Source organism: Ferrovibrio sp. GW821-FHT12D07, from assembly GCF_058807275.1.
This window is the reverse complement of record NZ_JBXAQN010000002.1, coordinates 424,768-449,568: the sequence shown is the minus strand read 5'-3', so window position 1 is coordinate 449,568 and position 24,801 is coordinate 424,768. Positions and strand designations below refer to the sequence as shown.

General features: G+C 63.0%; 24 protein-coding genes. 18 read left to right on the top strand and 6 right to left on the bottom strand.

Going from position 1 to position 24,801, the window contains the following annotated elements; all coding sequences use genetic code 11:
- Nucleotides 1-3 precede the first annotated feature (3 nt).
- Nucleotides 4-1,119, top strand: a complete 1,116-nt coding sequence (locus tag AC1RRE_RS13980) for an EAL domain-containing protein (RefSeq protein ID WP_492981798.1) — start codon at nt 4-6, stop codon at nt 1,117-1,119.
- Here AC1RRE_RS13980 and AC1RRE_RS13975 read toward each other — a convergent pair whose 3' ends face one another.
- Entirely contained in the window at nt 1,120-1,929 is an 810-nt protein-coding gene (locus AC1RRE_RS13975; RefSeq protein ID WP_492981797.1) for an HAD-IIB family hydrolase, read from the bottom strand.
- 131 nt (nt 1,930-2,060) lie between these two features.
- Between AC1RRE_RS13975 and AC1RRE_RS13970 the strand changes: the two genes are divergently transcribed.
- From AC1RRE_RS13970 to AC1RRE_RS13910, 13 genes are all read left to right on the top strand, one after another.
- On the top strand, nt 2,061-2,498 hold the full coding sequence (locus AC1RRE_RS13970; protein WP_492981796.1) for a MaoC family dehydratase: 438 nt from the start codon (nt 2,061-2,063) through the stop codon (nt 2,496-2,498).
- Between the two features lie 27 nt (nt 2,499-2,525).
- Nucleotides 2,526-3,449, top strand: coding sequence for a bifunctional riboflavin kinase/FAD synthetase (locus AC1RRE_RS13965; protein ID WP_492981795.1), 924 nt, complete (start codon nt 2,526-2,528; stop codon nt 3,447-3,449).
- 211 nt (nt 3,450-3,660) lie between these two features.
- The gene (gene ileS, locus AC1RRE_RS13960; RefSeq protein ID WP_492981794.1) at nt 3,661-6,492 is read left to right on the top strand and encodes an isoleucine--tRNA ligase; all 2,832 of its coding nucleotides are present in this window, start codon (nt 3,661-3,663) and stop codon (nt 6,490-6,492) included.
- Between the two features lie 26 nt (nt 6,493-6,518).
- Entirely contained in the window at nt 6,519-6,968 is a 450-nt protein-coding gene (lspA, locus tag AC1RRE_RS13955) for a signal peptidase II (protein ID WP_492981793.1), read from the top strand.
- A gap of 241 nt (nt 6,969-7,209) precedes the next feature.
- Nucleotides 7,210-9,141, top strand: coding sequence for a PAS domain-containing sensor histidine kinase (locus tag AC1RRE_RS13950; RefSeq protein WP_492981792.1), 1,932 nt, complete (start codon nt 7,210-7,212; stop codon nt 9,139-9,141).
- A gap of 101 nt (nt 9,142-9,242) precedes the next feature.
- Nucleotides 9,243-9,863, top strand: coding sequence for a DUF3035 domain-containing protein (locus AC1RRE_RS13945; RefSeq protein ID WP_492981791.1), 621 nt, complete (start codon nt 9,243-9,245; stop codon nt 9,861-9,863).
- A 13-nt stretch (nt 9,864-9,876) separates the two neighbouring features.
- Nucleotides 9,877-11,220 carry a M16 family metallopeptidase gene (locus tag AC1RRE_RS13940; protein ID WP_492981790.1) on the top strand — a complete coding sequence of 448 codons (1,344 nt, stop codon included), beginning with the start codon at nt 9,877-9,879 and terminating at the stop codon, nt 11,218-11,220.
- A 12-nt stretch (nt 11,221-11,232) separates the two neighbouring features.
- A complete protein-coding gene (locus AC1RRE_RS13935) occupies nt 11,233-12,549 on the top strand; it encodes a M16 family metallopeptidase (protein WP_492981789.1) in 1,317 nt (438 codons plus the stop codon).
- A 2-nt stretch (nt 12,550-12,551) separates the two neighbouring features.
- Complete coding sequence (mutL, locus tag AC1RRE_RS13930) at nt 12,552-14,411, top strand: DNA mismatch repair endonuclease MutL (RefSeq protein ID WP_492981788.1); 1,860 nt, start codon at nt 12,552-12,554, stop codon at nt 14,409-14,411.
- Between the two features lie 240 nt (nt 14,412-14,651).
- A complete protein-coding gene (locus tag AC1RRE_RS13925; protein WP_492981787.1) occupies nt 14,652-15,473 on the top strand; it encodes a flagellin in 822 nt (273 codons plus the stop codon).
- 82 nt (nt 15,474-15,555) lie between these two features.
- Entirely contained in the window at nt 15,556-15,993 is a 438-nt protein-coding gene (locus AC1RRE_RS13920; RefSeq protein ID WP_492981786.1) for a flagellar biosynthesis repressor FlbT, read from the top strand.
- A gap of 143 nt (nt 15,994-16,136) precedes the next feature.
- Nucleotides 16,137-17,282 (top strand): helix-turn-helix transcriptional regulator, encoded by a 1,146-nt coding sequence (locus AC1RRE_RS13915; RefSeq protein ID WP_492981785.1) that lies wholly within the window; start codon nt 16,137-16,139, stop codon nt 17,280-17,282.
- A gap of 131 nt (nt 17,283-17,413) precedes the next feature.
- Nucleotides 17,414-18,025 carry a pyridoxamine 5'-phosphate oxidase family protein gene (locus AC1RRE_RS13910; RefSeq protein WP_492981784.1) on the top strand — a complete coding sequence of 204 codons (612 nt, stop codon included), beginning with the start codon at nt 17,414-17,416 and terminating at the stop codon, nt 18,023-18,025.
- Nucleotides 18,026-18,028: 3 nt separating this feature from the next.
- On the opposite strand, the gene rsmD is transcribed toward AC1RRE_RS13910, so the two are convergent.
- Genes rsmD through AC1RRE_RS13895 form a run of 3 tightly spaced genes read right to left on the bottom strand, consistent with a single transcriptional unit; the run spans nt 18,029 to nt 20,128 of the window.
- On the bottom strand, nt 18,029-18,601 hold the full coding sequence (rsmD, locus tag AC1RRE_RS13905; protein ID WP_492981783.1) for a 16S rRNA (guanine(966)-N(2))-methyltransferase RsmD: 573 nt from the start codon (nt 18,599-18,601) through the stop codon (nt 18,029-18,031).
- Nucleotide 18,602: 1 nt separating this feature from the next.
- Nucleotides 18,603-19,388: a pseudouridine synthase gene (locus tag AC1RRE_RS13900; protein ID WP_492981782.1), complete on the bottom strand. Its 786-nt coding sequence runs from the start codon at nt 19,386-19,388 to the stop codon at nt 18,603-18,605.
- Nucleotides 19,385-20,128: a gamma-glutamyl-gamma-aminobutyrate hydrolase family protein gene (locus AC1RRE_RS13895; RefSeq protein WP_492981781.1), complete on the bottom strand. Its 744-nt coding sequence runs from the start codon at nt 20,126-20,128 to the stop codon at nt 19,385-19,387. Before AC1RRE_RS13895 ends, AC1RRE_RS13900 begins: the two co-directional genes overlap by 4 nt.
- Nucleotides 20,129-20,210: 82 nt before the next feature.
- On the opposite strand from AC1RRE_RS13895, the gene AC1RRE_RS13890 reads away from it, so the two are divergent.
- The 3 genes from AC1RRE_RS13890 (at nt 20,211) to AC1RRE_RS13880 (ending at nt 23,083) form a co-directional block, all read left to right on the top strand.
- Nucleotides 20,211-20,675, top strand: coding sequence for a nucleoside deaminase (locus AC1RRE_RS13890; RefSeq protein ID WP_492981780.1), 465 nt, complete (start codon nt 20,211-20,213; stop codon nt 20,673-20,675).
- A 78-nt stretch (nt 20,676-20,753) separates the two neighbouring features.
- A complete protein-coding gene (locus AC1RRE_RS13885; protein WP_492981779.1) occupies nt 20,754-21,959 on the top strand; it encodes an acyl-CoA dehydrogenase family protein in 1,206 nt (401 codons plus the stop codon).
- A gap of 35 nt (nt 21,960-21,994) precedes the next feature.
- Entirely contained in the window at nt 21,995-23,083 is a 1,089-nt protein-coding gene (locus AC1RRE_RS13880; RefSeq protein ID WP_492981778.1) for a M14 family metallopeptidase, read from the top strand.
- 77 nt (nt 23,084-23,160) lie between these two features.
- Here the strand turns inward: AC1RRE_RS13880 and AC1RRE_RS13875 are convergent, their stop codons facing one another.
- Nucleotides 23,161-23,709: a sigma-70 family RNA polymerase sigma factor gene (locus AC1RRE_RS13875; protein WP_492981777.1), complete on the bottom strand. Its 549-nt coding sequence runs from the start codon at nt 23,707-23,709 to the stop codon at nt 23,161-23,163.
- A 167-nt stretch (nt 23,710-23,876) separates the two neighbouring features.
- The gene (locus tag AC1RRE_RS13870; protein ID WP_492981776.1) at nt 23,877-24,098 is read right to left on the bottom strand and encodes a hypothetical protein; all 222 of its coding nucleotides are present in this window, start codon (nt 24,096-24,098) and stop codon (nt 23,877-23,879) included.
- A gap of 299 nt (nt 24,099-24,397) precedes the next feature.
- Between AC1RRE_RS13870 and AC1RRE_RS13865 the strand changes: the two genes are divergently transcribed.
- Nucleotides 24,398-24,748: a PRC-barrel domain-containing protein gene (locus AC1RRE_RS13865; protein WP_492981775.1), complete on the top strand. Its 351-nt coding sequence runs from the start codon at nt 24,398-24,400 to the stop codon at nt 24,746-24,748.
- The last annotated feature ends 53 nt before the right edge of the window (nt 24,749-24,801 follow it).

Here is a 24,801-nt window from a genome sequence, read left to right as displayed (position 1 = left end):
ACAATGTCGTTGACCGGACTGCTCACCTTCGCCGCGCTCTCGCTCACCGCCCTGATCGGCGGCGTGTCGCTGACGCGGCTGGTGCCGGGCTTGAGCGGCGAGCATCCCGGCCTGGTGGCTCTGGCGCTGCTGATGGGATTCTGGGCGCTCCGCGAAATCTGGATGCGCCGCCGCATCCAGCGCCGCCTGATTGCCGAAATCGATGCGCTGTCCGAAGAGGTCGTGCGGCTGAGCGATGCCCTGCCGGCTGCCGCCGTTGCACCCGTCGCCGCGCCTCCCGTGACCGATACTGTGCGCGCTGATACCGGGCATGCTGATACCGGGCGTGCCGAGCCGCGCCTGACCGTTTCGCCGCTGTCGGCGCCCGAGCCTGCCGATGACGGCACGCTGCTGGATGCCGTGCGTGATGCGCTGAACAACAACCGCGTCGAATTGCACGTGCAGCCCATCGTCAGCCTGCCGCAGCGACGCATCCGCTTCTTCGAGCTGCTGGCGCGTCCGCGTGACGCCGAGGGCAATCATTACCAGGCGGCCGAATGCCTGCCGGCCCTGGATGCGGCCGGGCTGCGCGCCGAATTCGACGCGCTGATGCTGCTGCGCAGCGTGCAGCTGGTGCGCAAGCTGGAGCAGCGCGCCAAAGATGTCGGTTTCTTCCTCAACCTGTCGCCAGCTATGCTGGCCGATATCGACACTTTCAATCCGCTCTACGATTTCCTGCAGCGCGAACGCGAGCATGCCACCAATATCGTGCTGGAATTCGCCTATGACGGCATTCGCCAACTGGATCGCACCGGCCTGATCCGGCTGGGACAGATCGGCGCGCTGGGCTTTGCGCTGTCAGTCGATGGCGTTGACCGCTTCGACGTCGATTTCGGCAGCCTGGCCCGCCATGGCGTGCGGTTCATGAAGTTTAATGCCGCCGTCTTCAGCAATGTCGATGCCATCGCCAAGTCGCCGGTCGAACTCTCCGACCTGCGCGAGATCTGCACACGGCACGATATCTTCCCAGTGCTGTCGAAGGTGGAAGCCGAAGCCGACCTGATCCGGTTGAGCGACCTTGAATTCCCCTTCGGCCAGGGCCTGCTGTTCGGCGCGCCGAAACTGGCGAAGGCTGCCTGATTAAGGCTTCCGGGCCGCGAGCAGGGCGTCAGTCAGTTCGACAAAGCCACTGCCGCCTTCGCCCTCTGTGACAAAGCTGGGCTTTGCCGCAATCCGGTCGAGAAACGGCCGTACATTGGCCACGCCGACGCTGTAGGGAAAATAGCCGAACATCGGCGCATCGTTCGGACTGTCGCCGGCAAACACGATCTGGTCACGTACGGCGTCGAGATTCAGACCGTAGGCTTCCTCGAACAGCACGCGCGTCATGGTGAGCTTGTCCCAATGACCGAACCAGCCGTTGACATGAATCGAACTGACCTTCGCAGTGGCACCGGCTGTTTCAAACAGCGCGACGATGCGGTCAACTTCGCTCATCGGCAGAGCGGGTACGTCCTCGCAGAAGTCGACAGCGAGATCGCATTCCCGATACTGCTGGTCCGACGCCAGCGCCGTGCCGGGTACCTCGCGGAGAATCTTTTCGGCCAGCGCCGTCAGCTTCTGCCGCGCTGTCTGGCGTTCAGCCTCGCTCTGGAAGAAGCGGCGATGCATCACCTTGCTGACGCGGTCGTAGCGCATAGTGAGTGCGCCATTCTCGCCGACGATGGCATCCACAGGCCAGAATCGGGCGATCAGGTCGCACCAGCCTGCCGGACGCCCGGTGATCGGAATCACCTTGAAGCCGGCATCGCTCAGCCGCTCCAGCGCGCCATAGGCGTCCGCCGTCAGCCGGCCATGCCTGGTCAGCGTGTCGTCGATATCGGTGAGGATGTAGCGGATGCCGCTGCGTTCCTGCGACGTAAAAGCGGTCAACGGGCGGATATCGGCCATGGGTCAGATATACAAATGTCTATGCTGCGGGTGCGAAGAAGCGGGTTGCCCCGCCTGCGAACGGGCAGTTATAGTCGCCGCGCCCTAAAAGTCCGTCAACTGTTCGCCGAATCGCCCATAAAGGACCAGCCATGACCTATCAGGCTCTGCACGGCCATTATCTTGAAGACCTGCAGGTCGGCATGACGGCGGACTTCACCAAGACAGTGAGCGAGGCTGACATCGTCACCTTCGCCGATGTCTCGGGCGACACCAATCCGGTGCATCTGAACGAGGACTTTGCCGCCGCGACGCCGTTCAAGGGCCGAATCGCCCATGGCATGCTCGGCGCCAGCCTGCTCAGCACGGTGTTCGGCACCAAGCTGCCGGGTCCGGGTTGCATCTACATCTCGCAGGACCTGCGCTTCAAGGCGCCGGTGCGCATCGGCGATACAGTCGTGGCCAAGGTGACGATCACCGAGATCGTTCCTGAGAAGCGCCGCGTGAAATTTGCCTGCGAATGCCGCGTCGGCGATACAGTGGTGATCGACGGCGAGGCCAGCCTCATGGTCAGCCGCAAGACCAAGTAACCGCGAGACGGCGGGGGAATCGAAAGCATGCGGCTGCTGCGCTCCAGCGCCAGTTTTCCGCCGGCACTGCATGGCGCCGTGGCGGCCATCGGCAATTTTGACGGCGTGCATCTCGGCCACCGGGCGCTGATCGGTGCCGCCAAGGCTGCATCCGATCGCACCAAGGCACCGCTGGCGGTGATGACCTTCGAGCCGCATCCGCGCCGCTTCTTTGTGCCCAGCTCGCCGCCATTCCGGCTCGATGCGCTCGACACCAAGGCGCGCATTCTGGACGGCCTGGGCGTCAATGCCACGTTGGCCTTGCCCTTCACGGCCGATCTGGCCAGCCAGTCGCCGCAGGACTTCGTCGATCACATCCTCGCCCGCGACCTGCGCCTGAGTCATGTGGTGGTCGGCTATGATTTCACCTTCGGCAAGGCGCGCGCCGGCGATACCGCGATGCTGCGATCCCTTGGCGCTGCCCATAACATCGGCGTCACTGTGGTCGAGGCGCAGGGCGACAAGGAGGTCTATTCCTCCACGCGCGTGCGCCGTCTGCTCGAAGCGGGCGACATCACCGCGGCCAATCGCATTCTGGCACGGCCCTGGGAAATCGTCGGCATCGTCGAGCATGGCGACAAGCGCGGCCGCGACCTGGGCTATCCCACCGCCAATGTGGCGATGACTGATTTCCAGGTGCCGAAATTCGGCATCTATGTCGTGCGGTGCGTGATCGATGGGGAGGTCCGCGACGGCGTCGCTAGCCTCGGCATCCGCCCGACCTTCGACCAGACCGACGTGAAGCTGGAGGTCTATCTCTTCGACTTCGCCGGCGACCTCTATGGCCGTACCATGCGCGTCGAATTCCACGGCTTCCTGCGACCGGAAGTGAAGTTCGAGGGCGCGGAGGCCCTGAAGGCCCAGATCGCCGCCGATGTGGACGCCGCCAAGGCTATGCTGGCTAGCCGCTAGACGGGCCGCAGAGGGGCCGGACCCGCCTCGACAGGTGGGGGCGCGGGATGCTAAATCATCGCCATGCTTGGGCAATTCGCCATATCTCCGGCTTGCGGGCCGCAGCGAATTAGCGGCCCGGTCCTTATCTAAGGCCCGGGATTCCTTCGTCTTTTCCTGACACTGCGCGCCGCCCGACGCCGTCTGGGCGCGTCTTCCCCGAGTAGACCCGATGACCACCGACTATCGTCCGACCGTTTTCCTGCCCACCACCGAGTTTCCGATGAAGGCCGGCCTGCCGGCCAAGGAGCCGGAAATCCTCGCCCGCTGGGAAAAGCTCGGCCTCTACGAGCAGCTCCGCCAGGACTCCAAGGGCCGCGAGCAGTTCGTGCTGCATGACGGCCCGCCCTATGCGAACGGCAACCTGCATATCGGCCATGCGCTGAACAAGATTCTGAAGGACGTCATCAACCGGTCGCGGCAGATGATGGGTTTCGACGCGAATTACGTGCCGGGCTGGGACTGCCATGGCCTGCCGATCGAATGGAAGATCGAGGAGAAGTATCGCGCCGCCGGCAAGAACAAGGACGACGTGCCGATCGACGAATTCCGCAAGGAATGCCGCGATTTCGCCGATCACTGGATCGGCGTGCAGCGCGAGGAATTCAAGCGCCTGGGCGTGATAGGCGACTGGAAGAAGCCCTACACGACCATGAGCTTCGCTGCCGAGGCGCAGATCGTGCGCGAAATCCAGAAGTTCCTGATGAACGGCGGCCTGTTCAAGGGCTCGAAGCCCGTGATGTGGTCGATTGTCGAGCGCACCGCGCTGGCCGAAGCGGAAGTCGAGTATCACGAACATACCTCGTCGACCATCTTCGTGAAATTCCCGGTGGTGAAGACCGCTGCGAAGGCTGCCGAGGGCGCGTCCGTCGTGATCTGGACCACCACGCCCTGGACCATGCCGGGCAATCGCGCCATCGCGGCCGCAAAGGACGCCGAGTATGTGCGCCTGCGCGTCGATGCGGTGGGCGAGAAGACGCTGGCCAAGGTGGGCGACGAAGTGATCGTGGCGAAAGACCTGATCGAGAGCGTGAGCAAGGCCTGCGCCATCGAAGGCAGCACCGTGCTGGCGACCCTGAAGGGCACCGATCTGGCCGGTACCATCTGTGCCCATCCGCTGCGTGGTCGTGGCTATGAGTATGATGTGCCGGTGCTGTTCGGCGACTTCGTCACGCTGGATGCGGGCACCGGTTTCGTGCATATCGCGCCGGGCCATGGCGCGGACGACTACAATCTTGGCAGTGCCAATGGCATCGAGGTACCGCACACGGTGGACGCCGATGGCAGCTATTTCCGCCATGTACCGATCTTCGGCGGCGACAAGCCCGCCCGTGTGCTGGACGATGCCGGCAAGGAAGGCGATGCCAATGGCCGCGTGATCGCCACGCTGATCGAGGCCAATGGCCTGCTCGGCAAGGGGCGCCTGCGCCATCAGTATCCGCATTCCTGGCGTTCCAAGGCGCCGCTGATCTTCCGCAACACGCCGCAGTGGTTCATCTCGATGACCACCAACGACCTGCGCAAGAAGGCGCTGGCCGCCATCGACGCGACCGAGTTCTATCCGCCGCAGGGCCGCAACCGTCTCTATGCGATGATCGAGCAGCGTCCGGACTGGGTGATCAGTCGCCAGCGTGCCTGGGGCGTGCCGATCGCTGTGTTCGAGAACAAGGAAACCGGCGAGCTGCTGAAGGACCCCGAAGTCAACGAGCGCATCGTGGAAGCCTGCCTGAAGGGCGGCGCTGATGCCTGGTTCACCGCGCAGCCGGCCGACTTCCTGGGCAACAAGTACACACCGTCCGACTGGAAGATGGTGACCGACATTCTGGATGTCTGGTTCGATTCCGGCTCGACGCACAGCTTCGTGCTGGAACAGCGCCCCGACCTAAAATGGCCGGCCTCGCTGTATCTGGAAGGCTCGGATCAGCATCGCGGCTGGTTTCATTCCTCGCTGCTGGAAAGCTGTGGCACCCGTGGCCGCGCGCCCTATGACGCCGTGCTGACGCATGGCTTCACGCTGGACGAGAAGGGCCGCAAGATGTCCAAGTCGCTCGGGAACACCACCGAGCCGCAGGACGTGATCAAGCAGTCGGGCGCCGACATTCTGCGCCTGTGGGTGGTGTCGTCGGATTATTCCGATGACCTGAGCGTCGGCAAGACGATCATCCAGGCGCAGTCGGATGCCTATCGCCGCCTGCGCAACACGCTGCGCTACCTGCTAGGCAATCTCGCCGGTTTCCAGGAATCCGAACGCTTGCCGCATGCGCAGATGCCCGAGCTGGAGCGGTGGGTGCTGCATCGTCTGGCCGAGCTGGACAAGGTGGTGCGCGAAAGCTGCGAGGCTTACGATTTCCACCGCATGTATGTGGCGCTGTATAATTTCTGCGCCGTCGATCTGTCGGGCTTCTATTTCGATATCCGCAAGGACGCGCTCTATTGTGACGCGCCGACCAGCATTCGCCGCCGTGCCGCCCGTACCGTGCTCGATCGCCTGTTTGATTGCCTGGTGAAATGGCTGGCGCCCTTCATCAGCTTTACGGCGGAAGAGGCCTGGCTGACGCGCTACCCGAGCGAAGACGGCAGCGTGCATCGAGAGCTGTTCCCCACGGTGCCGGCCGAATGGTCGAATCCCGAACTGGGCGCGAAGTGGGAGCGCGTACGGCGCGTGCGTCGCGCCGTGACTGGCGCGCTGGAGATCGAGCGTGCGGAAAAGCGCATTGGCGCCAGCCTGCAGGCGCATCCGACCGTCTATGCGACGGCGGAAGACATCGCGGCTCTGGATGGTCTGGATTTCGCCGAAATCTGCATCACCTCGGCCATCACCGTGAAGGAAGGCGACGGCCCGGCCGATGCCTTCCGCAGCGACGATGCCAAGGGCGTGGCCGTCGTGCCGCAGCAGGCCTCGGGCCTGAAATGCGAGCGCTGCTGGCAGGTGCTGCCGGAAGTGGGGCATGTGGCGGGTCATGATGACCTGTGCAAGCGCTGCGCAGACGCGGTGCCGGCCTGATGTGGCGTCTCGGTCTTGTTGCCGCCGTGCTGGTGCTGGTCGCCGACCAGCTCAGCAAGATTTATTTCCTCGACCTGATGCAGCAGAACCCGGCCGGCATTCCGGTTCTGCCATTCTTCAATCTGGTCATGGTCTGGAATACTGGCGTCAGCTTCGGCCTGTTCCAGGAAGACAGTGCACTGCGGAGCTGGACGCTGATCGGCGTCGCGGCGGCGGTCATGGTCTGGCTGCTGGTTTGGTTGTGGCGGGCGGAGCAGCGCTTGGTCGGGCTGGCCCTGGGAGTGATTATTGGTGGGGCCGTGGGCAACATCATCGACCGGTTACGGTTCGGGGCTGTCTTTGACTTCCTCGATTTTCACGCCTTTGGCTGGCATTGGCCGGCCTTCAACGTGGCCGACAGCGCCATCGTGATCGGCGTTTGTATGCTGCTGCTCGACGGCTTTTTGCCCCAGGCGGAGCGCCGCGCCGATCGATAAGTGGGCGGCCCGGATTCGCTACTTTAAGTATATATCGCGGCGATTCGTTGCGCCGCCCGCGGAATGGTGGCAGCATCCTCTCCGGGGGCTAGTTCCAGAGAGGCAGGATGCTTCGGGCACCGATGCTGTCCGTCCGGTGCAACCGGGCGGAGAATCACGACAATAAGCCCGGACTCCGGCCAATGGGCGGATGTCTCAAGCCGGGGATGCGCTTCCTGACCCAGACCGGGGCAGGTCGGACATGACGCAATCCCGTCCGCATGCCCCGGTCCGCCATCAGCTTTCCGCCAAGCAGGTCAAAGCGACGGTCATCGCTGTGCTGGTGCTGGGTTTTCTCTCCAGCATCTTCCAGCTCGCGCTCGATATCCGCAACGAAGTGAACCAGCGTGAATCCACCGTCGCCCAGGTGATGGACATGCTGAACGACGCGGCTTCCCAGGCCGCCTATGCGCTGGATGAACAGCTGGCGGCGCGCGTGGTCAGCGGCCTGTTATTGTATCAGCCGATCTGGCGCGCCGAAATCTATGACAACTATGGCCGTCGCATGGCCATGCAGGAGCGCGCGCACAGCGTCACGCCGCCCAGCGGGCTTGCCGCACTGCTGCCCAGCGGCGATGAGGTGCTGACCCGGCCGCTGTATGGCCCGCGGGATCAGGATCTGGTTGGTGAAATGCGGGTCGCGGTCGACGGCACGCTGCTGGCGCGCAGCATCCTGGGCAAGACCTGGGTGGTGATCCTGACCGGTTTCGTGCGCAATTTCATTCTCGCCGTGATCCTGGCGGTGATGTTCTATTTCACGTTGACGCGGCCGCTGCTCAATCTGGTGGCGCAAATCGAGAATGCCGATCCGCGCCGGCCGGAAGAGACCCGGATCATCGTGCCGAAGAACCACCAGAATGATGAGTTCGGCCTGCTGGCCGCGCGCGTCAACGCGATCCTGCATGCCGGTGCCGATTATCTGGCCGAGGTGGAGCGCAGCCGCGAATTGTTGCGCACCGTGCTGGACGCGACACCGGCGCCGATCAGCGTGAAGGATACCGAAGGCCGTTATGTGCTGATCAATCGTCAGGTCGCGGAAACCTTTGCCATGACGCCGGAACAGATTGTCGGCCACCGGATCGACGATCTGCCGCTGGTTGGTATCGCGCCCGAAGATCGTGAGGATTTCATGACTTTCGGCCGCGCGATGGAGGAGAGTGTTCTGAGTACCGGTCGCGCCGTGTTGAATCGCGAGCGCAGCGTGCGGTTGTCCGATGGTCGTCAGCTCACCATGTTGGAAAACAAGGTGCCACTGCACGATCGCACCGGTCAGCCCAATGGCATCCTGTCGATCACGCTGGACATCAGCGAGCGCAAACAGGCGGAAAAGGCGCTGGACGAAGCCAACAGCCGCCTGCGCCTGCAGGCAGAGGATATGGAGCGTCTAGCCTCGTCTTATGCCCGCGAGCGCGAGCATGCCATCGCGGCGAACCGGGCTAAGTCGGAATTCCTGGCCAATATGAGCCATGAACTGCGCACGCCGCTGAACGCCATCATCGGTTTTGCCGAGGTGATCACGCTGCGCATGTGGGGCGCCAATTCCGACCGCTATTTCGATTACGCAGAAGACATCGTGATGAGCGCGCGGCATCTGCTGCATGTCATCAACGATATTCTCGACATGTCGAAGATCGAGGCCGGCCGGTACGAGCTGTCGCTGGAGGAATGTTTCCTGCCCAGTGTGATCGGCGACTGCCTGACCATCGTGAAAGGCCGCGCGCAGGAAGCCGATATTGAACTGGTCGACAGTTTCCCTGATACGCTGCCGCCGTTGCAGATCGATGCGCGCGCGATCAAGCAGGTGATGCTGAACCTGCTGTCCAATGCCATCAAGTTCACGCCTTCGGGCGGCCAGGTCGAACTGGGTGGCGGCCGGGATGGCGATGGCAATGTGGTGATTACCGTGCGCGATACCGGCGTCGGTATCCGTCCGGAAGACCTGTCGCGGATTTTCGAGCCCTTCTGGCAGGGCGACCCCAATGTGCGCCGCCGCAGCGAGGGCACTGGTCTGGGGTTGGCGATCAGCCGGAAATTCGTTGAATTGCATGGCGGTACGCTGGAGATCGACAGCCGCGAGGACGAGGGCACGGTGGCGACGATTCGCCTCCCGGTCCGGATCGTCGCGGAGGCGTGATCGGGCGGTTTTCCGCCATATGCCGGGCTTCGGCCGCCCTTGTGCGGGGGGTGGCGGCAGAGGTAAAATCCCGGCTCCGAATTTGAGAAGGATCGTCCGTCATGACCCGACCGAACAAGGCCGGCCGGTGCCCGTCGATAGCCCGTGTATCCATGATCGTGGCTGTCCTGGCGCTGCCCGTCGTTCTCGCCGGCTGCAGCAGCACCCGCGATGCGCTCGGCCTCAACAAGAAAAGCCCGGACGAATTCGTTGTGGTCACCAAGGCGCCACTCGTGCTGCCGCCGGAATTCGGCCTGCGTCCGCCCGAGCCGGGCGCCCCGCGCCCCAATGAAGTGCAGGCGCGCGATCGCGCCGCCGCCGCTCTGTCGGGCACCAGCACGGATGCCGCCGGCCAGCTCACCCCGCTGAACCGCGCCGCCGGTGCCCAGCAGCCGCGTTCGCCCGGAGAGGCGGTCCTGCTGCAACAGGCCCGCGCCAGCAATGCAGACCCCGATATTCGCCGCAAGGTGAACGACGAATTCACCCAGCTGGCCGAACGCGACCGTAACCTGGTCGATCGCCTGATGTTCTGGCAGCCCGCGCCGCAGCCGGGCGTAGCCCTGGATCCGACCAAGGAAACCCAGCGTCTGCGTGAGAACGCCGCCACCGGCAAACCGGTGACCTCTGGCGATGTACCAGTGATCAAGCGCCGTGAGCGCGGCCCGCTCGAGGGTATTTTCTGAACGGAGACTTCCGTTGCTGCATCGACTGATCGTTGCCCTGTCCGCCGCGCTGATTGCCGGTAGTGCAGGATGGGGCGGCGACAGCCGGGCCCAGGTTTTCCGCCCGAGCCAGTTCATGCTGGAAAACGGCATGCAGGTGATTCTGATCGAGGATCACCGCGCGCCCATCGTTCATCACATGGTGTGGTATCGCGTCGGCGCCGCCGATGAACAGCCCGGCGTGTCGGGCGTGGCGCATTATCTCGAGCATCTGATGTTCAAGGGCACGCCCGGTGTGCCGCCTGGCGAATTCTCCAAGATCGTCTCGCGGGAGGGCGGGCGCGACAATGCCTTCACCTCGTCGGATTACACCGGTTACTTCCAGACCATCGCCAAGGATCGCCTCGAACTGGTGATGCGCATGGAATCCGAGCGCATGAGCCAGCTGCAGCCGCGTGAGGCCGATGCCAAGCCGGAACTGCAAGTCGTGATGGAGGAACGCCTCAGCCGTACCGACAACAGCCCCGGTGCATTATTCGGCGAGCAGCTCGATGCGGCTCAGTATCTGAGTCATCCCTATGGCCGTCCGGTGATCGGCTGGCCGCAGGAAATCCTGCGGCTGACCCTGGATGACGCGATGACTTTCTATCGCACCCATTATGCCCCCAACAACGCGATCCTGATCGTGGCCGGTGATGTGACGTTGCCGGAGCTCAAGCGTCTGGCCGAGAAATACTACGGCCTGATCCCGATGCGCCCGGTGCCGGCGCGCTTCCGCCCGCAGGAGCCAAACCAGCTGGCCGCGCGTCGCCTCAGCATGAGCGATCCGCGCGTGTCGCAGCCCAGCATGCGCCGCAGCTATCTGGCGCCCAGCCGCACGGCCGGTGAAAAGCAGCATGCTGTGCCGCTGGCGGTGCTGTCCGAAATCCTCAATGCGCCCACCGGTCGCCTGCACAAGGCACTGGTGCAGGGCGATGGCCCGGCGGTGTCGGCCGGGTCGTGGTATTCCGCCCTGTCGCTGGACCAGTCGACCTTCGGCTTCAGCGCGTCGCCGAAAAACGGCCGCAAGCTGGAAGACGTGGAGGCGGCGCTGGATGGCGTGATCGCCGCGGTGCTGGCTGATGGCGTGACGGCGGACGAGATGCAGCTTGCCAAGACCGGCATGCAGGCGGAAACCGTCTACGCCCGCGACAGCCTTTCGGGTGCAGCCCGTGTGTTCGGGGTTGCGCTGACCACCGGCCTGACAGTGGAAGATGTCGAGGCCTGGCCGAAGCTGGTTGATGCCGTGACGCGTGAGCAGGTGCTGGCGGCGGCGAAATATGTATTCGACATCCGCCGGTCGGTGACCGGCCATCTGCTGCCCAAGCAGCAAAGCTGAGGGGTGATGGCGATGCTGGCATCACTGCGCAATTTGGCCGTCATTCTTGCGCTGACTCTGTCGGCGACGGCCTGGGCCGGTCCGAAGATCGAGCAGCTCAAGACGCCGATGGGCATCACCGTCTGGCTGGTGCGCGAGCCGGCGATCCCGATGCTGGCACTGCAGGCTTCCTGGCGCGGCGGGTCGTCCAGTGATCCGGTCGGGCAGGAGGGGTTGGCCAATCTGGCCATGGGTCTGCTCACCGAAGGTGCGGGCACCCTCGATGCCGATGCCTATCAGGTGGCGATGCAGGAAAAGGCTATCAGCATCGATTTCAGCGCCGACCGCGACTACACCAGCGTCAGCCTGCGTAGCCTGATCCAGCATCGCGACCGCGCCTTCGAGCTGCTCAAGCTGGCGATGACGGCGCCGCGCTTCGATGAGGAACCGCTTGGCCGTGTGAAGGCACAGGCGCGGGTCGCCTATGAACGCAGCCGGCAGAATCCCAATGCGCTGGCCGGTGAGCGCTTTGCTCAACTCGCCTATGGTAGCCACGCCTATGGCCGGCGCTCCTCGGCCACGACCGAAAGTCTGGAGCAGATCGGCAAGCCGCAGCTGGCCGGCTTTACGCAGGCCCTGTTGGCCCGGCGCAATCTGGTGATCGGCGCGGTAGGCGACATCTCGGCCGCGGATCTGATGCGTCTGGTCGATGCCAGCTTCGGGACTCTGCCGGCCGAGCCGCAGGTCGTGCTGCCGCCGCCGGTGGTGCCGCAGACTGCGGCTGCGCCGGTGGTGATCCCGTTTCCCAATCCGCAAAGCATCGTGATCTTCGGCGCGCCGGGCATCGCGCGGGAAGATGCCGATTGGTATGCGGCCACCGTGCTGAACCAAGTGGTCGGTGCCGGCGGCATGGCCTCGCGACTGTTTGAAGAGGTGCGCGAAAAACGCGGCCTGGTCTATTCGGTCAGCACGCAGCTCGCACCCTACAAGGCGACCTCGCTGGTTGCCGGTTCGCTGGCCACCAGCAATGCGCAGGTGGGCGAGGCCCTGAAGCTGGTGCGTGCCGAACTGGCCCGCGTGGCCAAGGATGGCATCACCGATGCCGAACTGGAGGCCGCGAAATCCTTCATGACCGGGTCTTTCCCGTTGCGACTGTCGTCCAATGCCGCCATTGCCGGCATGTTGGTGGCGATCCAGAATACCGGCCTGCCGGCCGACTACATTGACGCGTATCCGAACCTGATCCGCGCCGTGACACAGGATGACATCCGCCGCGTGGCGCAGCGTCTTTTTGCGCGCGATGACTATCTGGTTGTCGTTGTCGGTCAGCCGGCTGGTCTGGGAGGCTGACGATGACCATTCGCCGCCTGCCGGAAACCCTGGTCAACCGCATTGCCGCCGGCGAGGTGGTCGAACGGCCGGCCTCCGCCGTGAAGGAGCTGATGGAGAATGCCATCGATGCCGGTGCAAAGCGGATCGATGTCGCGACCGCAGCCGGTGGCCGCACGCTGATCAGTATCAGCGATGACGGCAAGGGCATGGGGCGTGACGAGCTGCCGGTCGCTGTGGAGCGCCATGCGACCTCCAAGCTGCCGGGCGATGACCTGCTGGATATCCGCTGGCTCGGCTTTCGTGGTGAAGCGCTGCCCTCCATCGGTGCAGTGGCACGGCTGAATATCGTGTCGCGCCCGGTGGACAATGACAGTGCCTGGGCCATCGAAGTCGAGGGTGGGGCGGTCAGCAATCCGAAGCCGGCTGCTGCCGGTCCCGGCACGCGCATCGAAGTGCGCGACCTGTTCTATGCCGTGCCGGCGCGCCTGAAATTCCTAAAATCCGACCGCGCCGAAGACCTGGCCGTGCAGGAGATCGTGAAACGCCTGGCGATGGCCCATGCCGGCATCGCTTTCACCCTGCAACAGGATGGCCGCACCAGTTTCCGCGCTGATGCCGTGCAGGGCGAACTGTTCGCTCGTCGCCTGGGCCGGCTGGAACAGATCCTAGGGCGCGACTTCGCCGACAATGCGGTGCAGATCGAAGCCGAACGCGAAGGCATCAAGCTGACCGGTCATGCCGGTCTGCCGACCTATAATCGCGGCAATGCCCAGCATCAGTATCTTTTCGTCAACGGCCGCCCGGTGCGGGACAAGCTGTTTGTCGGCGCCGTGAAGGGCGCCTATGCCGATTTCCTCAGCCATGACCGTCATCCGGTGGTGGCGCTGTTCCTTGAGGTGCCGGCCGAGCAGGTCGATGTCAACGTGCACCCGGCCAAGGCCGAAGTGCGGTTCCGCGACCCCGGGCTGGTGCGAGGGTTGATCGTCGGTGCGCTGCGCCATGCGTTGGCCGAGGCCGGCCATCGCGCCAGCACAACAGTATCGCAGGCTGCCCTGGGTGCCCTGCGTCCGCAGGGTGCGCCGACCCCTGTGCTGCCGTTCGGCAACAATTCGCGCTGGCGCGGCTATGACAATCTGCGCCCCAGTTCCGTACCTGGTCTGGCCGAGGCAGCGGCGCTGTATAACGCGCCACAGGGCGACTTCTCGCGTGATGGCATGACGCAGCCGGCTGCGGATGACGGCCTGCAGCCCGGCGCCCGTGGTGATGAGGCCGCTGCTGTTTCGCCGGTGCAGTTGCAGGCCTATCCGTTGGGCGCGGCGCGCGCCCAGGTGCATGAGACCTATATCGTGGCGCAGACGTCTGACGGCATTGTGGTGGTTGACCAGCATGCCGCGCACGAACGTCTGGTCTACGAACGGATGAAGGTCAATCTGGAAGCCGGCCGCGTGCCGCGGCAGGCGCTGCTGCTGCCTGAGGTGGTCGAGCTGAGCGAAGCCGAAGCCACCCGGCTGTCGTCGCGCGCCGCCGAGCTCGGTGAATTGGGGCTGGTACTGGAAGGTTTCGGCACGGGCGCCGTCGTGGTGCGCGAGGTGCCGGCGCTGCTGGGCGACGTTGCCGTGCAGAACCTGGTCCGGGATCTGGCCGATGCCATCGCCGAATATGATTCCGTGCTGCCGCTGAAGGAAAAGCTGGAAGAGGTCTGCGGGACCATGGCCTGTCACGGCAGCGTGAGGGCTGGGCGTCGCCTGACGCTGGACGAGATGAACGCGTTGCTGCGTCAGATGGAAGCGACCCCGCATTCGGGGCAGTGCAATCATGGTCGCCCGACCTATGTCGAGCTGAAGCTCGCCGATATCGAGAAACTCTTCGGCCGGCGCTGACGTTTCGTTTATTGCAAAACTCTTAAATCACGCCGCGGCTTTTGATCGAAACGCCGGTGCGCTTTGCCGTTTGTCCTAATTACCCTCTGTGGGTTAAGCAGGCTTCGGTATTAAAGGCATACACAGATACTCAAGCATGGCGATTTTTCCGCATCTCCAAAGTGCGGATAACGGAGGCGTCCCGATCACCGGGGCGTGGGCTCAGACAGAGCCCTGTGAAACTCCAGAAAGGAAATCACCATGGGTAATTCCGTAAATACCAACGTCGGCGCCATTATCGCCCTCTCGTCGCTGCGCGGCGTCAACAAAGACCTCGATGTCACGTCCAAGCGCGTTCAGACCGGCTTCCGGGTGGCCGATGCGCAGGATGACGCCGCCGTCTTCTCGGTTGCCCAGGGTATCCGCGGCGACATCAAGGCCAAGGCTTCGGTGCAGACGTCTCTGGCCGGCGGTGAAGGCCTTGCCCAGGTGACCAATGCGGCGCTGAAGGGCATTTCCGATACCATCGGTGAAATCCGCGCCAAGCTTGCCCTGCTCGGCAGCGACAGCATCAGCACGGAACAGCGCGCGATCTACAATGCGGACGTGCAGAATCTGGTCACCACCATGACCTCCTATGCGGATCAGGCCAACTTCAACGGCAAGAACCTGATCAACACCGGCGGCGCCAGCGCCAGCTTCGTGGCCGACACGGCAGGCGGCACTCTGACGCTGACGGCCGTGGATATCGAAGCCGCTATCGGTGTCTTCGATGCTATCCCTGCTGTTGCCGGTTCTGGCGCTACCTTTACCACTGCCAACACCGGACTGACGACCCTGGAAACCGCGGTGAACAACGCCATGGCGTCGATCGCGGCCTCTGGGCGCGCGATTACCCTGCAGAAGAACTTCACCGACGACCTGGTCGATGCGGCGAAGAAAGGTCTCGGCGCACTGGTCGACGCGGATGTCGCGGCGGAAAGCGCCAATCTGCAGGCCCTGCAGGTTCGCCAGCAGCTGAACATCCAGGCGCTGTCGATCGCCAACCAGCAGCCCAACACCATGCTGAGCCTGTTCCGCTAAGTCGCGGATTAAGCCCAGCCCTTCAATCCTAGAACAGGAGGCGGAGGGCAGTTGATCAGCAGCTGCCCTCCGTTCTAGCAAAATGCCACTACGCATCGACATCAAGGCCGGCGAGAAATTCGTCCTTAACAACACCGTGATGCACCTGACCAAATCGTCAGGGATCATCCTCGAAAGCAAGGCCACGTTCCTGCGCCAGCGGGACAGCCTCACCGAGGACGAAGCCGATACCGCCGGCAAGACCATCTATTATCTCTGCCAGCAGATTTATCTGCACGAAGATCAATTCGCGGCGTATTACCCGCGTTTCAAGGCCGCCTGCATGGCTTTTGCCGAGGCAGCGCCGAGCTTCGGGCCCTTCATCCTCAACCTGGGTGTCATGGTCGCGCGCGCGGAATATTTCAAAGCACTCAAGCAGGCGCGCCGATTGGTCGATCTGGAAGATGAGTTGCTATGCGCCCAGGGCGAGGCCCTTGATCGGGTCTTCCGCGAGGTTGTTGCCTACGGCACGCAGGACTGATCACAGGAATGTTGTTGATGGTTAGCCTGTTGGGAGTATTCCCGGGCCCGTATGGTTAATATAAGCTGCATACACCTTAAGTCCGGTGCAGAACGCCCGGATGTGACATACGGCCGGAATTCATAGAAATGATATCCAGCGCCTTGGATATCGACACGCTTTCAAAGCTTGTCGAACCGTTTTATCTGGGCTTCTTGCGCGACGACGCTCTGTTGCAGCGTGGGCTCGCGTCCTTGACCCGTCAGTTGGGCGCAGAGGGTGCGTGTCTGGCCATGCGCCATGTTGATCATGGCAAGCTGGCCTTCCGGTATGTTCACGGTATCCATCCCGATTCCGACAACTACGCCCTCATCAGTAGCTACGACAAACACTACTGGAAGCTGGATCCGTTTTTTGCGCCGTTGTTGCAGCCGGAGAATATCAACCAGTCTTTCTGCGGCAGCCAACCATCCGAGCCGGTTAGCCCTGAGGTCGGCGCTTATATTCGCGAGTGGCGCGAGGATGTGAGCTGGCAGCACATCATGATCGGCGGCTTTTATCATGAAGCAGGCTGGGTCGGGTATGCGCGATTCTACCGGTCTGCCGAAGCTGAACCTTTCATGCCTACGCAGGTCGCTGCGCTGAATCGGGTGTTGCCCCATCTCGCAACTTCCTATCGCATGCGGGATGCTTTCTCGCAGGTTTATGCGCCGTTAGAGCGCACGCTGTTCCATGGCGATGAACAGGTGGCGGGCGTCATCTATTTCGACAGCGATGGCACCATCGTGATGATGAACGATACGGCCCGCCAAATTTTTGCGGCAATGGACGGATTGTACTACAAGGCTGGCCGGATCGTGGCCGGAGGGTGGGAAAGCACTGTTTCGATCGAGAAACTGATCGGTAATGCGATTGCCTGCTCGGGTCTCACCACCGCACTGCCGATCAAAACCAACGCTTCCATCAGTCGGCCATCCGGTCGCGCACCCTATACGATCCAGATTGTGCCGGTCGTGGTGCAGAATCGCTTTACGGAACAGAACGCCATCGTTGCCGCTTTACGTATTCTCGATCCGGAGGCGGATGAGAGCGGTGGGTTGGTTGATCATATTCAGACCTATCAACTGACGGCTGCAGAGGCGCGACTGGCGCGTTATCTTGTTGATGGTCTGCCGCCGAAAGAAGTGGCGCGCCAGACCGGCCTCAGTGTCCATACCATCCGGACCCAGCAGCGTGGCCTGTATCGCAAGCTAGGCGTGTCGCGGCATTTCGATCTTCTGAAAAGACTGAATCCCGATCGCGTCGGTTGACGCATTGTGCACTATAGTGCCGGTGCCATTGATCTTTTCCCGATCACCGTTGCGATGATCGGTGGCATTTCCAGAAATCCCGTGGCAGAAAACGGCATCCGTCATCCACCGCTCTAGCCCGGGATGCCATCATGACCATCATAAAGACCGTCGAAGACCTCGAGACGCTGTATGGCGTGCCGACCGAGGCATCGACTGCCAAGGAAATCGATTACATCGCGCCAGTCTATCGGCAATATATCGAGGCCTCGCCTTATGTGGCGCTGGCGACATCCGGTCCGGAAGGTCTGGACTGCTCGCCGCGCGGCGATCGTGCCGGTTTTGTCCGCATCCATGATGACAAGACGCTGATGATGCCGGATCGCCGGGGCAACAATCGCGTCGATAGCTTGCGCAATATCGTCCGTGATCCGCGCGTCGGCCTGCTGTTCATGATTCCCGGTGTTGGCAATACGCTTCGCATCAACGGCCGTGGCCATCTGGATACCGATCCGGCACTGCTGGATAGCTTCAAGATGGATGGAAAGCCGCCGCGCTCGGTGATCGTGCTGAAGGTCGATGCCGTGTATTTCCAATGCGCCCGGGCATTGATCCGCTCGGAGCTGTGGAATCCCGCCCTGTATGTCGACCCGAAAAGCCTGCCGACGGCCGGCGAGATCCTGGCCGATCTCAGCAAGGGTCGGGTGGGTGGCGAGGTCTATGACCGCGAATGGCCGGAGCGCGCCAAAGCGTCGATGTGGTGAGGCTCAGCCGCGCAGCAGAAATGTCAGGCGCGCCGGTCCCTGCTGGCGGCTGTCGATCAGTGTGAAGCCCTCCAGAACCGGGAAGGGCGCTTCGTCCTTGGCGCTTTCCACCACCGCCAGCGCATCGGGCTTCAGCCAGCCGGTCGCACTCAGTGCTTGCAGCGCGCGGCTGCCCAGATCGGTGCGATAGGGCGGGTCGAGGAAAACCAGGTCGGCCGCTGCCATTGCCGGGCCCGGATTGAGCACGTCATTGCCACGCAGTGTGACCTGGGCATCGAGTTTCAGCGTCTGCGCGTTGCGCAGGATCACGCGGCGGGCTTCCACGTCGCTTTCGAATAGGAAGGCCCGCTGCGCTCCGCGCGACAGTGCTTCGAAGCTGAGTGCCCCGCTACCGGCGAAGGCATCCAGCATAATGCCGCCTCCCACGCGCGTTTCTCCGGCGGCATTCAGCAGCAACGGCGAATGGGCCAAAATGTTGAACAGGGATTCGCGTACCCGGTCCGTGGTCGGCCGTGTGGTGCGCTCGGGTGGCGCCGCCAGCGGACGGCCGCGATGCGTGCCGCCAACCACCCGCATGTCAGGCTTTCTTCTTGGGCGCAGCCTTCAGCACGGGCCGCGCTTCCTTGTTGGCGCCGCCAAGCTGCTCTTTCAGGACCTTGCCGGGCACTTCCTTGACCTTGCCGGGCTCGATGGTGCCGAGCTGGAAGGGGCCGTAGGCAGTGCGGATCAGGCGGCTGACCTGATGCCCCAGATGCTCCATCACGCGGCGCACCTCGCGATTCTTGCCCTCGCGCAGACCGACAACCAGCCAGGCGTTGTCACCCTGGCTGCGCTCGACGTTGGCGGTGATCGCGCCGTAGGTGACGCCCTCGATGGTGACGCCCTCCTGCAGTTCAGCCAGATGCTGCTTGTGCGGCAGGCCGTTGACGCGCACGCGATAGCGCCGCAACCAGCCGGTGGTCGGCAGTTCCAACCGCCGCGCCAGCTCACCGTCATTGGTGAGTAGCAGCAGACCTTCGGAATTGAAATCGAGGCGGCCGACCGAGATCACGCGCGGCAGGCCCGGTGGCAGGTTCTCGAACACGGTGGGGCGACCCTGCGGGTCCTTGTGCGTGGTCATCAGGCCGCGCGGCTTGTGATAGAGCCACAGTCGGGTTTTCTCCGGCCCGGCCAGCGGCTTGCCATCGACACGGATCTCGTCGCTGTCAGTGACCAGAAAGGCCGGCGTATCGAGCTTCTTGCCGTTGACGCTGACGCGCCCTTCGGCGATCCAGCGCTCGGCGTCGCGGCGCGAGCAGATGCCGGCGCGCGCCAGTCGCTTGGCAATGCGTTCGCCCTTGTCGGTTTCGACTTCGTCACTCATTGGCGGCAGGCCTCGATGAAGGCGCTGAACAATTTGCGATCGCCGTCGCTGATGAAAAATTCCGGATGCCATTGCACGCCGAGGCAGAAGCGATAGCCCGGATGCTCGATGCCCTCGATCACGCCATCGGGCGCGATGGCGTCGCAGATTGCGCCGGGCGCAACCTTTTCGACGGCCTGGTGATGCGCCGAGTTGACCGGCAGTTCATCGGTGCCGACGATCCGGCGCAGCAGGGTATCGGCGCTGACTTTCACCGGATGGCCGGCCTGGTCACGCGGATTGGGCTGTTCATGGGGCAGCGGTTCTTTGACGCTGTCGGGGATGTGCTGGATCAGCGTGCCGCCCAACACCACGTTCAGCAGCTGCTGGCCGCCGCAGATGCCGAAGACCGGCTTGTCACGATCCAGCATGCCCTTGGTGATGGCCCATTCGAACTGGGTGCGCGCGCCCTTCAGCTTGACCGTGTCATGCCGGGTGGCGGCGCCGAACAGGGCCGGGTCGACGTCGAAATTCCCGCCGGTGACGATCAGGCCATCCAGCAGGTCGAGATAGCTGTCCACGGCCTCGGGCTCATGGGGCAACACCAGTGGTACGCCGCCGGTGGCGGTCACCGCCGAGCAGTAATTCTGCCGCAGGGCATACCAGGGGAATTTCGAATAGCCGCCGGGCTCTTCCGAATCGAGGGTGATGCCGATCAGCGGGCCCCGGAGGGATGACTGGGCGGATTTGGGCTTGGTCATAAGGCTTTATAGGCCGCCTCGGCCTGCTTGAGTAGGGGTGGCTTGCTTGACGAGAGAGGGCCGCTCCAGCAGGCTCCGGCCCATGAGCCAGCCCCTGAGCCCGTCCAGCCCCATGGACATCGCCTTGGAGGAAGCCCGGGCCGCGGAGGCTCGCGGCGAAGTGCCGATCGGTGCGGTGATCGTCGATGGGACCACTGGCGCATTGGTTTCCCGGGCCGGCAACGAGACCCGGGCGCTGAACGACCCCACTGCCCATGCCGAGGTCCTGGCGATCCGGCGGGCCGCTGCGATTCTGGGGGCGGAGCGGTTAAGCGGTTGCGACCTCTACGTCACCCTGGAGCCCTGCACCATGTGCGCCGGCGCGATCAGCTTTGCCCGGCTGCGGCGGCTGTATTACGGCGCCGAGGACCCCAAGGGCGGCGGCGTGGCGCATGGCGCGCGCTTCTTCGCGCAGCCCACCTGTCATCATCGACCCGACATCTACGGCGGCATCGCCGAGACCGAGGCCGCGGCACTGTTGCGCAGCTTTTTTTCCACCCGCCGCTAGTCCCTAGCCGGAGCCGCCGACGAGGCATACACTCCTCGGCCTACCGCTATCGGTTCACTATCAAATGGGATGGAAACAATGGACTTCGAATTCTCTGACAAGGTGAAAGACCTGCAGGACCGTGTCGCCCGCTTCATGGACGACCATGTGTATCCGAACGAGCACCGCTTCCATGAGGAAGTGGACAAGGGCGACCGCTGGCAGCCGACCGCCGTGGTGGAAGAGCTGAAGGAAAAGGCGAAGGCGCAGGGCCTGTGGAACCTGTTCCTGCCTGAGAGCAAGCGCGGCGCCGGCCTCAAGAACCACGAATATGCCACGCTCTGCGAGATCATGGGCCGCGTGCATTGGGCGCCTGAAGTGTTCAACTGCTCGGCGCCCGATACCGGCAATATGGAAGTGCTGGAGCGTTACGGCACCGAAGAACACAAGAAGGAGTGGCTGGAGCCGCTGCTGGCCGGCAAGATTCGCTCGGCCTTCGCGATGACCGAGCCGGCGGTTGCCTCGTCTGACGCCACCAATATCGAGTCCGAAATCCGCAAGGACGGCGACTCCTATGTGATCAACGGCCGCAAGTGGTGGACCTCGGGCATCGGTGATCCGCGCTGCAAGATTCTGATCTTCATGGGCAAGTCGGATTCCAAGAATCCGAACAAGTATCTGCAGCAGTCGATGATCCTGGTGCCGCGCGATGCGCTAGGCGTCAAGGTGCTGCGCATGCTGCCGGTCTTTGGCTATGACGATGCACCGCATGGCCATGGCGAAGTCACCTTCGAGAATGTCCGCGTGCCGGCATCCAACATGCTGCTGGGTGAGGGCCGCGGTTTCGAGATCGCGCAGGGTCGTCTCGGCCCGGGCCGTATCCATCACTGCATGCGTCTGATCGGCCAGGCCGAGCGCGCGCTGGAGAAGATGTGCAAGCGCGCCAAGAGCCGTGTCGCCTTCGGCAAGCCGGTGGCGGACCAGACGGTGACGCTGGAGCGTATCGCTGATGCCCGCATCATGATCGACCAGGCTCGCTTCCTGACGTTGCATGCGGCCTGGAAGATGGACACCGTGGGCAACAAGGCGGCCCGCAAGGAAATCGCCATGATCAAGGTGGCGGCGCCGATTATGGCCTGTCAGGTGATCGACTGGGCCATGCAGGTGCATGGCGCGGCGGGTGTGTCCAACGATTTCGGCCTGGCTTCGGCTTATGCGCAGGCTCGCACCCTGCGCTTTGCCGACGGTCCGGATGAAGTGCATCGCAACCAGATCGGCCGTCTCGAGCTGGAGCGCTGGAACTAACCCTATCTGACGACCACAAAATCAAGAGCCTCCCCATGACTGTTGAGTCCTACTTCTCCGCCACCTATGCCGAGGCCCGCGACAAGTTCCGGGCCGAGGCGAAGGCGGTGGGGGCAACCCTGACGACCTACGAAAATCCCAATGCCAAGGGTCCGAATGGCGAGACGCTGACCACGGATGTGGCCTGCCTCGGTCCGGCCGACGCACAGGGCGTGTATCTCACCATCTCCGGCACGCATGGCGCCGAAGGGTTTTGCGGCTCCGGTGCGCAGATCGGTCATTTCAGGGACAAGCTGTTCGACGCCATGCCGGCGAAGACCAGGGCGGTGATGATCCATGCGATCAATCCCTATGGCTTCGCCCATATCCGGCGTGTGACGGAAGACAATGTCGACCTGAACCGCAACTTCCAGGATTTCAGCAAGCCGCTGCCGGTCAATACGGCCTATGAAGAGGTGCATGACCTGCTGCTGCCGCCGCACTGGGAAGGTCAAGGCCGCGCCGCCGCTGATCAGGCGATCCTCGCCTACCAGCAGAAGCATGGTGCCTTCGCTTTCCAGTCCGCGATGTCGGGCGGTCAGTATTCACGCCCGGACGGCCTGTTCTTCGGCGGTCAGAAACCGACCTGGTCGAATGACACCTTCCGGCGGATTCTCAAAGAGCATGTGCCTGTCGGCACGAAGCGTCTGATCAGCATCGATTTCCATACCGGTCTCGGGCCCACGGGCTATGGCGAGCCGATCTATGTCGGCCCGGATGACAAGAGCCTTTATGATCGCGCCCGCACCGTGTTCGGCCCGGAAGTGACCAACCCGAATGACGGCAGCTCGACCTCGGCGCGCGTCACCGGCACGGTGCCGGAAGCTTTCCTGGCGCTGCCGAAATCGATCGAGGTGACGACCATCGCGCTTGAATACGGCACCCAGCCCTGGCAGTTGGTGACGGATGCGCTGCGCGGCGATCACTGGCTGCATGCACGCGGTGACAAGAACAGTCCGTTGGCGCCGGCCCTGAAGCAGAAAATCCGTGACGCCTTCTACACCGATACACCGGCCTGGAAGGCGGCGATCTTCGGTCGCGCTGCCGATTTCGCGCTGCGGGCGTTCCGCGGCCTGGAAGGCTGAACGACTTTACGGGAATAGCCGACACAAAAATGGCGGCAGGATTGCTCCTGCCGCCATTCGTGTTTGTAGGATAGCACTTAGTGGTGCAGTTCGGCCAGACGCTCCTCGCGGGTGCTGTCGGCAGAGCGGGGCTCAGTCTCTTCGCCCATCATCATGCGCTCCAGCTCCTGGCGGGCGCGGGCGAGGCGGCTGCGGATGGTGCCGATCGGGCAACCGCAGACCTTGGCGGCTTCCTCGTAGGACAGGCCGTTACCGACCACCAGGACCAGCGTTTCGCGCTGGGCCTTGTTCAGCTTGCCGATGGCGGTCATCAGCTCGCCCAGCACCAGGCTGTCTTCCTGCGGCGCCTTGACGGCCATCAGGTTCTCGATGGCGGTGTTGTCGCCAAAGGTGGTGGCTTCGCGGCGGCGGCGGCGGGCCTGGTCGATATGCTGATGGCGCATGATGGTGAAGGCCCAGGCCTTGAAATTGGTGCCCGGCTGAAATTGCTCGGACTTCGCCAGAACACGCAGCGCGGTTTCCTGGGTCAGGTCTTCAGCCCACTGGCGATCGCGGGTCAGCATGATGGAAAAGGCTTTGAGGGAGGGGAGGGTATCCAGCAGGAGGCCGTGAATATTGTCGGTCATGGGGATCGTCCTCTTATGTGTGTACAGAAATGACTGGCTTAACAGTGGGTCGTCTCTGACACAGAGGATGGTCGCCGGGGCGATTTGCAGCCAGCGACAAGGCTGGGACATGCTGTGATAAAGCTGGGACCAAAAAAGCCTGAAAACTCAGAAAATCCTGTGAGTTATCAGTGCTTTGAGTCGGCTTTTGCAGCTGTGATATTGATGATCCCGAGATCGGCGAGCTGTCGCTGGAGCAGCGGCAGGGCACGATCGAGCCACTCATTGAAATGGCGGCTTTCGGGAGTTTGCACCTTCTCGGAAGTGAAGTCGTCGGCATAGTCCGACGGGGCCGAACTCATGGTGCCGGCATTGGATGCTTCAATCAGGTCCTTGTCGCGCTTTTCCATTCCCACTCGCCGCGGCGACGTGCCCGCTGGCGCCCCAGACTGATCGGCCAAAACGGCCCGATTTCCTGCCTCTGGCAGCCGCCGCTGACGACTGCATTGCTCCCATGCCAAATGACGGACCGGTTACAAGGTTCCCTAGATTTTATGCGACCGCTCTGTGGCTGAAACAAACGCGGCTGCGGTCATAAAAGCCCATGCTCGCCCGGAACCCTCCACCTGAGCTTCCGTTACCCTGTCATACGGGACGAACTGCCTGTCCCGGTTCGATTTTTTGGCAGTTTTACGATGGAGGAAACACCATGGCTGACCGCCTCATCTCGGCCGACAAGGTCGAAGGTACCACCGTCTACAATCCGTCCGGCGACAAGCTGGGATCGATCAACAACGTCATGATCGACAAGACGACCGGTAAGGTCGCCTATGCCGATATGTCCTTTGGCGGTTTTCTGGGAATCGGTGATCGGCATCATCCGCTGCCCTGGAGCATGCTGAAGTATGACAACAAGCAGGGCGGCTATGTCGTCAACCTGGACAAGAAGAAGCTGGAAGGCGCGCCGAACTACGGCACCGATGAACGGCTGAACTGGGAAGACGAGAGCTGGGGCCGCAAGGTTCATGACTATTACGGCGTCCCGCCGTTCTGGATGTAAGGCATCCATTGGTAAGGAAAAGGGCGCCCCGGAAGCGGGGCGCCCTTTTCTAT

Excerpts from the sequence above, each read along its gene's own strand:
- AC1RRE_RS13910 (WP_492981784.1), top strand. The coding sequence starts at position 17,414 with ATGACCATCATAAAGACCGTCGAAGACCTCGAGACGCTGTATGGCGTG.
- AC1RRE_RS13950 (WP_492981792.1), top strand. The coding sequence starts at position 7,210 with ATGACGCAATCCCGTCCGCATGCCCCGGTCCGCCATCAGCTTTCCGCC.
- AC1RRE_RS13980 (WP_492981798.1), top strand. The coding sequence starts at position 4 with ATGTCGTTGACCGGACTGCTCACCTTCGCCGCGCTCTCGCTCACCGCC.
- mutL (WP_492981788.1), top strand. The coding sequence starts at position 12,552 with ATGACCATTCGCCGCCTGCCGGAAACCCTGGTCAACCGCATTGCCGCC.
- AC1RRE_RS13970 (WP_492981796.1), top strand. The coding sequence starts at position 2,061 with ATGACCTATCAGGCTCTGCACGGCCATTATCTTGAAGACCTGCAGGTC.
- AC1RRE_RS13965 (WP_492981795.1), top strand. The coding sequence starts at position 2,526 with ATGCGGCTGCTGCGCTCCAGCGCCAGTTTTCCGCCGGCACTGCATGGC.
- AC1RRE_RS13895 (WP_492981781.1), bottom strand. The coding sequence starts at position 20,128 with ATGACCAAGCCCAAATCCGCCCAGTCATCCCTCCGGGGCCCGCTGATC.
- AC1RRE_RS13975 (WP_492981797.1), bottom strand. The coding sequence starts at position 1,929 with ATGGCCGATATCCGCCCGTTGACCGCTTTTACGTCGCAGGAACGCAGC.
- AC1RRE_RS13920 (WP_492981786.1), top strand. The coding sequence starts at position 15,556 with ATGCCACTACGCATCGACATCAAGGCCGGCGAGAAATTCGTCCTTAAC.
- AC1RRE_RS13945 (WP_492981791.1), top strand. The coding sequence starts at position 9,243 with ATGACCCGACCGAACAAGGCCGGCCGGTGCCCGTCGATAGCCCGTGTA.
- AC1RRE_RS13935 (WP_492981789.1), top strand. The coding sequence starts at position 11,233 with ATGCTGGCATCACTGCGCAATTTGGCCGTCATTCTTGCGCTGACTCTG.
- rsmD (WP_492981783.1), bottom strand. The coding sequence starts at position 18,601 with ATGCGGGTGGTTGGCGGCACGCATCGCGGCCGTCCGCTGGCGGCGCCA.
- AC1RRE_RS13885 (WP_492981779.1), top strand. The coding sequence starts at position 20,754 with ATGGACTTCGAATTCTCTGACAAGGTGAAAGACCTGCAGGACCGTGTC.
- AC1RRE_RS13890 (WP_492981780.1), top strand. The coding sequence starts at position 20,211 with ATGAGCCAGCCCCTGAGCCCGTCCAGCCCCATGGACATCGCCTTGGAG.
- AC1RRE_RS13870 (WP_492981776.1), bottom strand. The coding sequence starts at position 24,098 with ATGGAAAAGCGCGACAAGGACCTGATTGAAGCATCCAATGCCGGCACC.
- AC1RRE_RS13865 (WP_492981775.1), top strand. The coding sequence starts at position 24,398 with ATGGCTGACCGCCTCATCTCGGCCGACAAGGTCGAAGGTACCACCGTC.
- AC1RRE_RS13925 (WP_492981787.1), top strand. The coding sequence starts at position 14,652 with ATGGGTAATTCCGTAAATACCAACGTCGGCGCCATTATCGCCCTCTCG.
- AC1RRE_RS13900 (WP_492981782.1), bottom strand. The coding sequence starts at position 19,388 with ATGAGTGACGAAGTCGAAACCGACAAGGGCGAACGCATTGCCAAGCGA.
- AC1RRE_RS13880 (WP_492981778.1), top strand. The coding sequence starts at position 21,995 with ATGACTGTTGAGTCCTACTTCTCCGCCACCTATGCCGAGGCCCGCGAC.
- AC1RRE_RS13875 (WP_492981777.1), bottom strand. The coding sequence starts at position 23,709 with ATGACCGACAATATTCACGGCCTCCTGCTGGATACCCTCCCCTCCCTC.
- ileS (WP_492981794.1), top strand. The coding sequence starts at position 3,661 with ATGACCACCGACTATCGTCCGACCGTTTTCCTGCCCACCACCGAGTTT.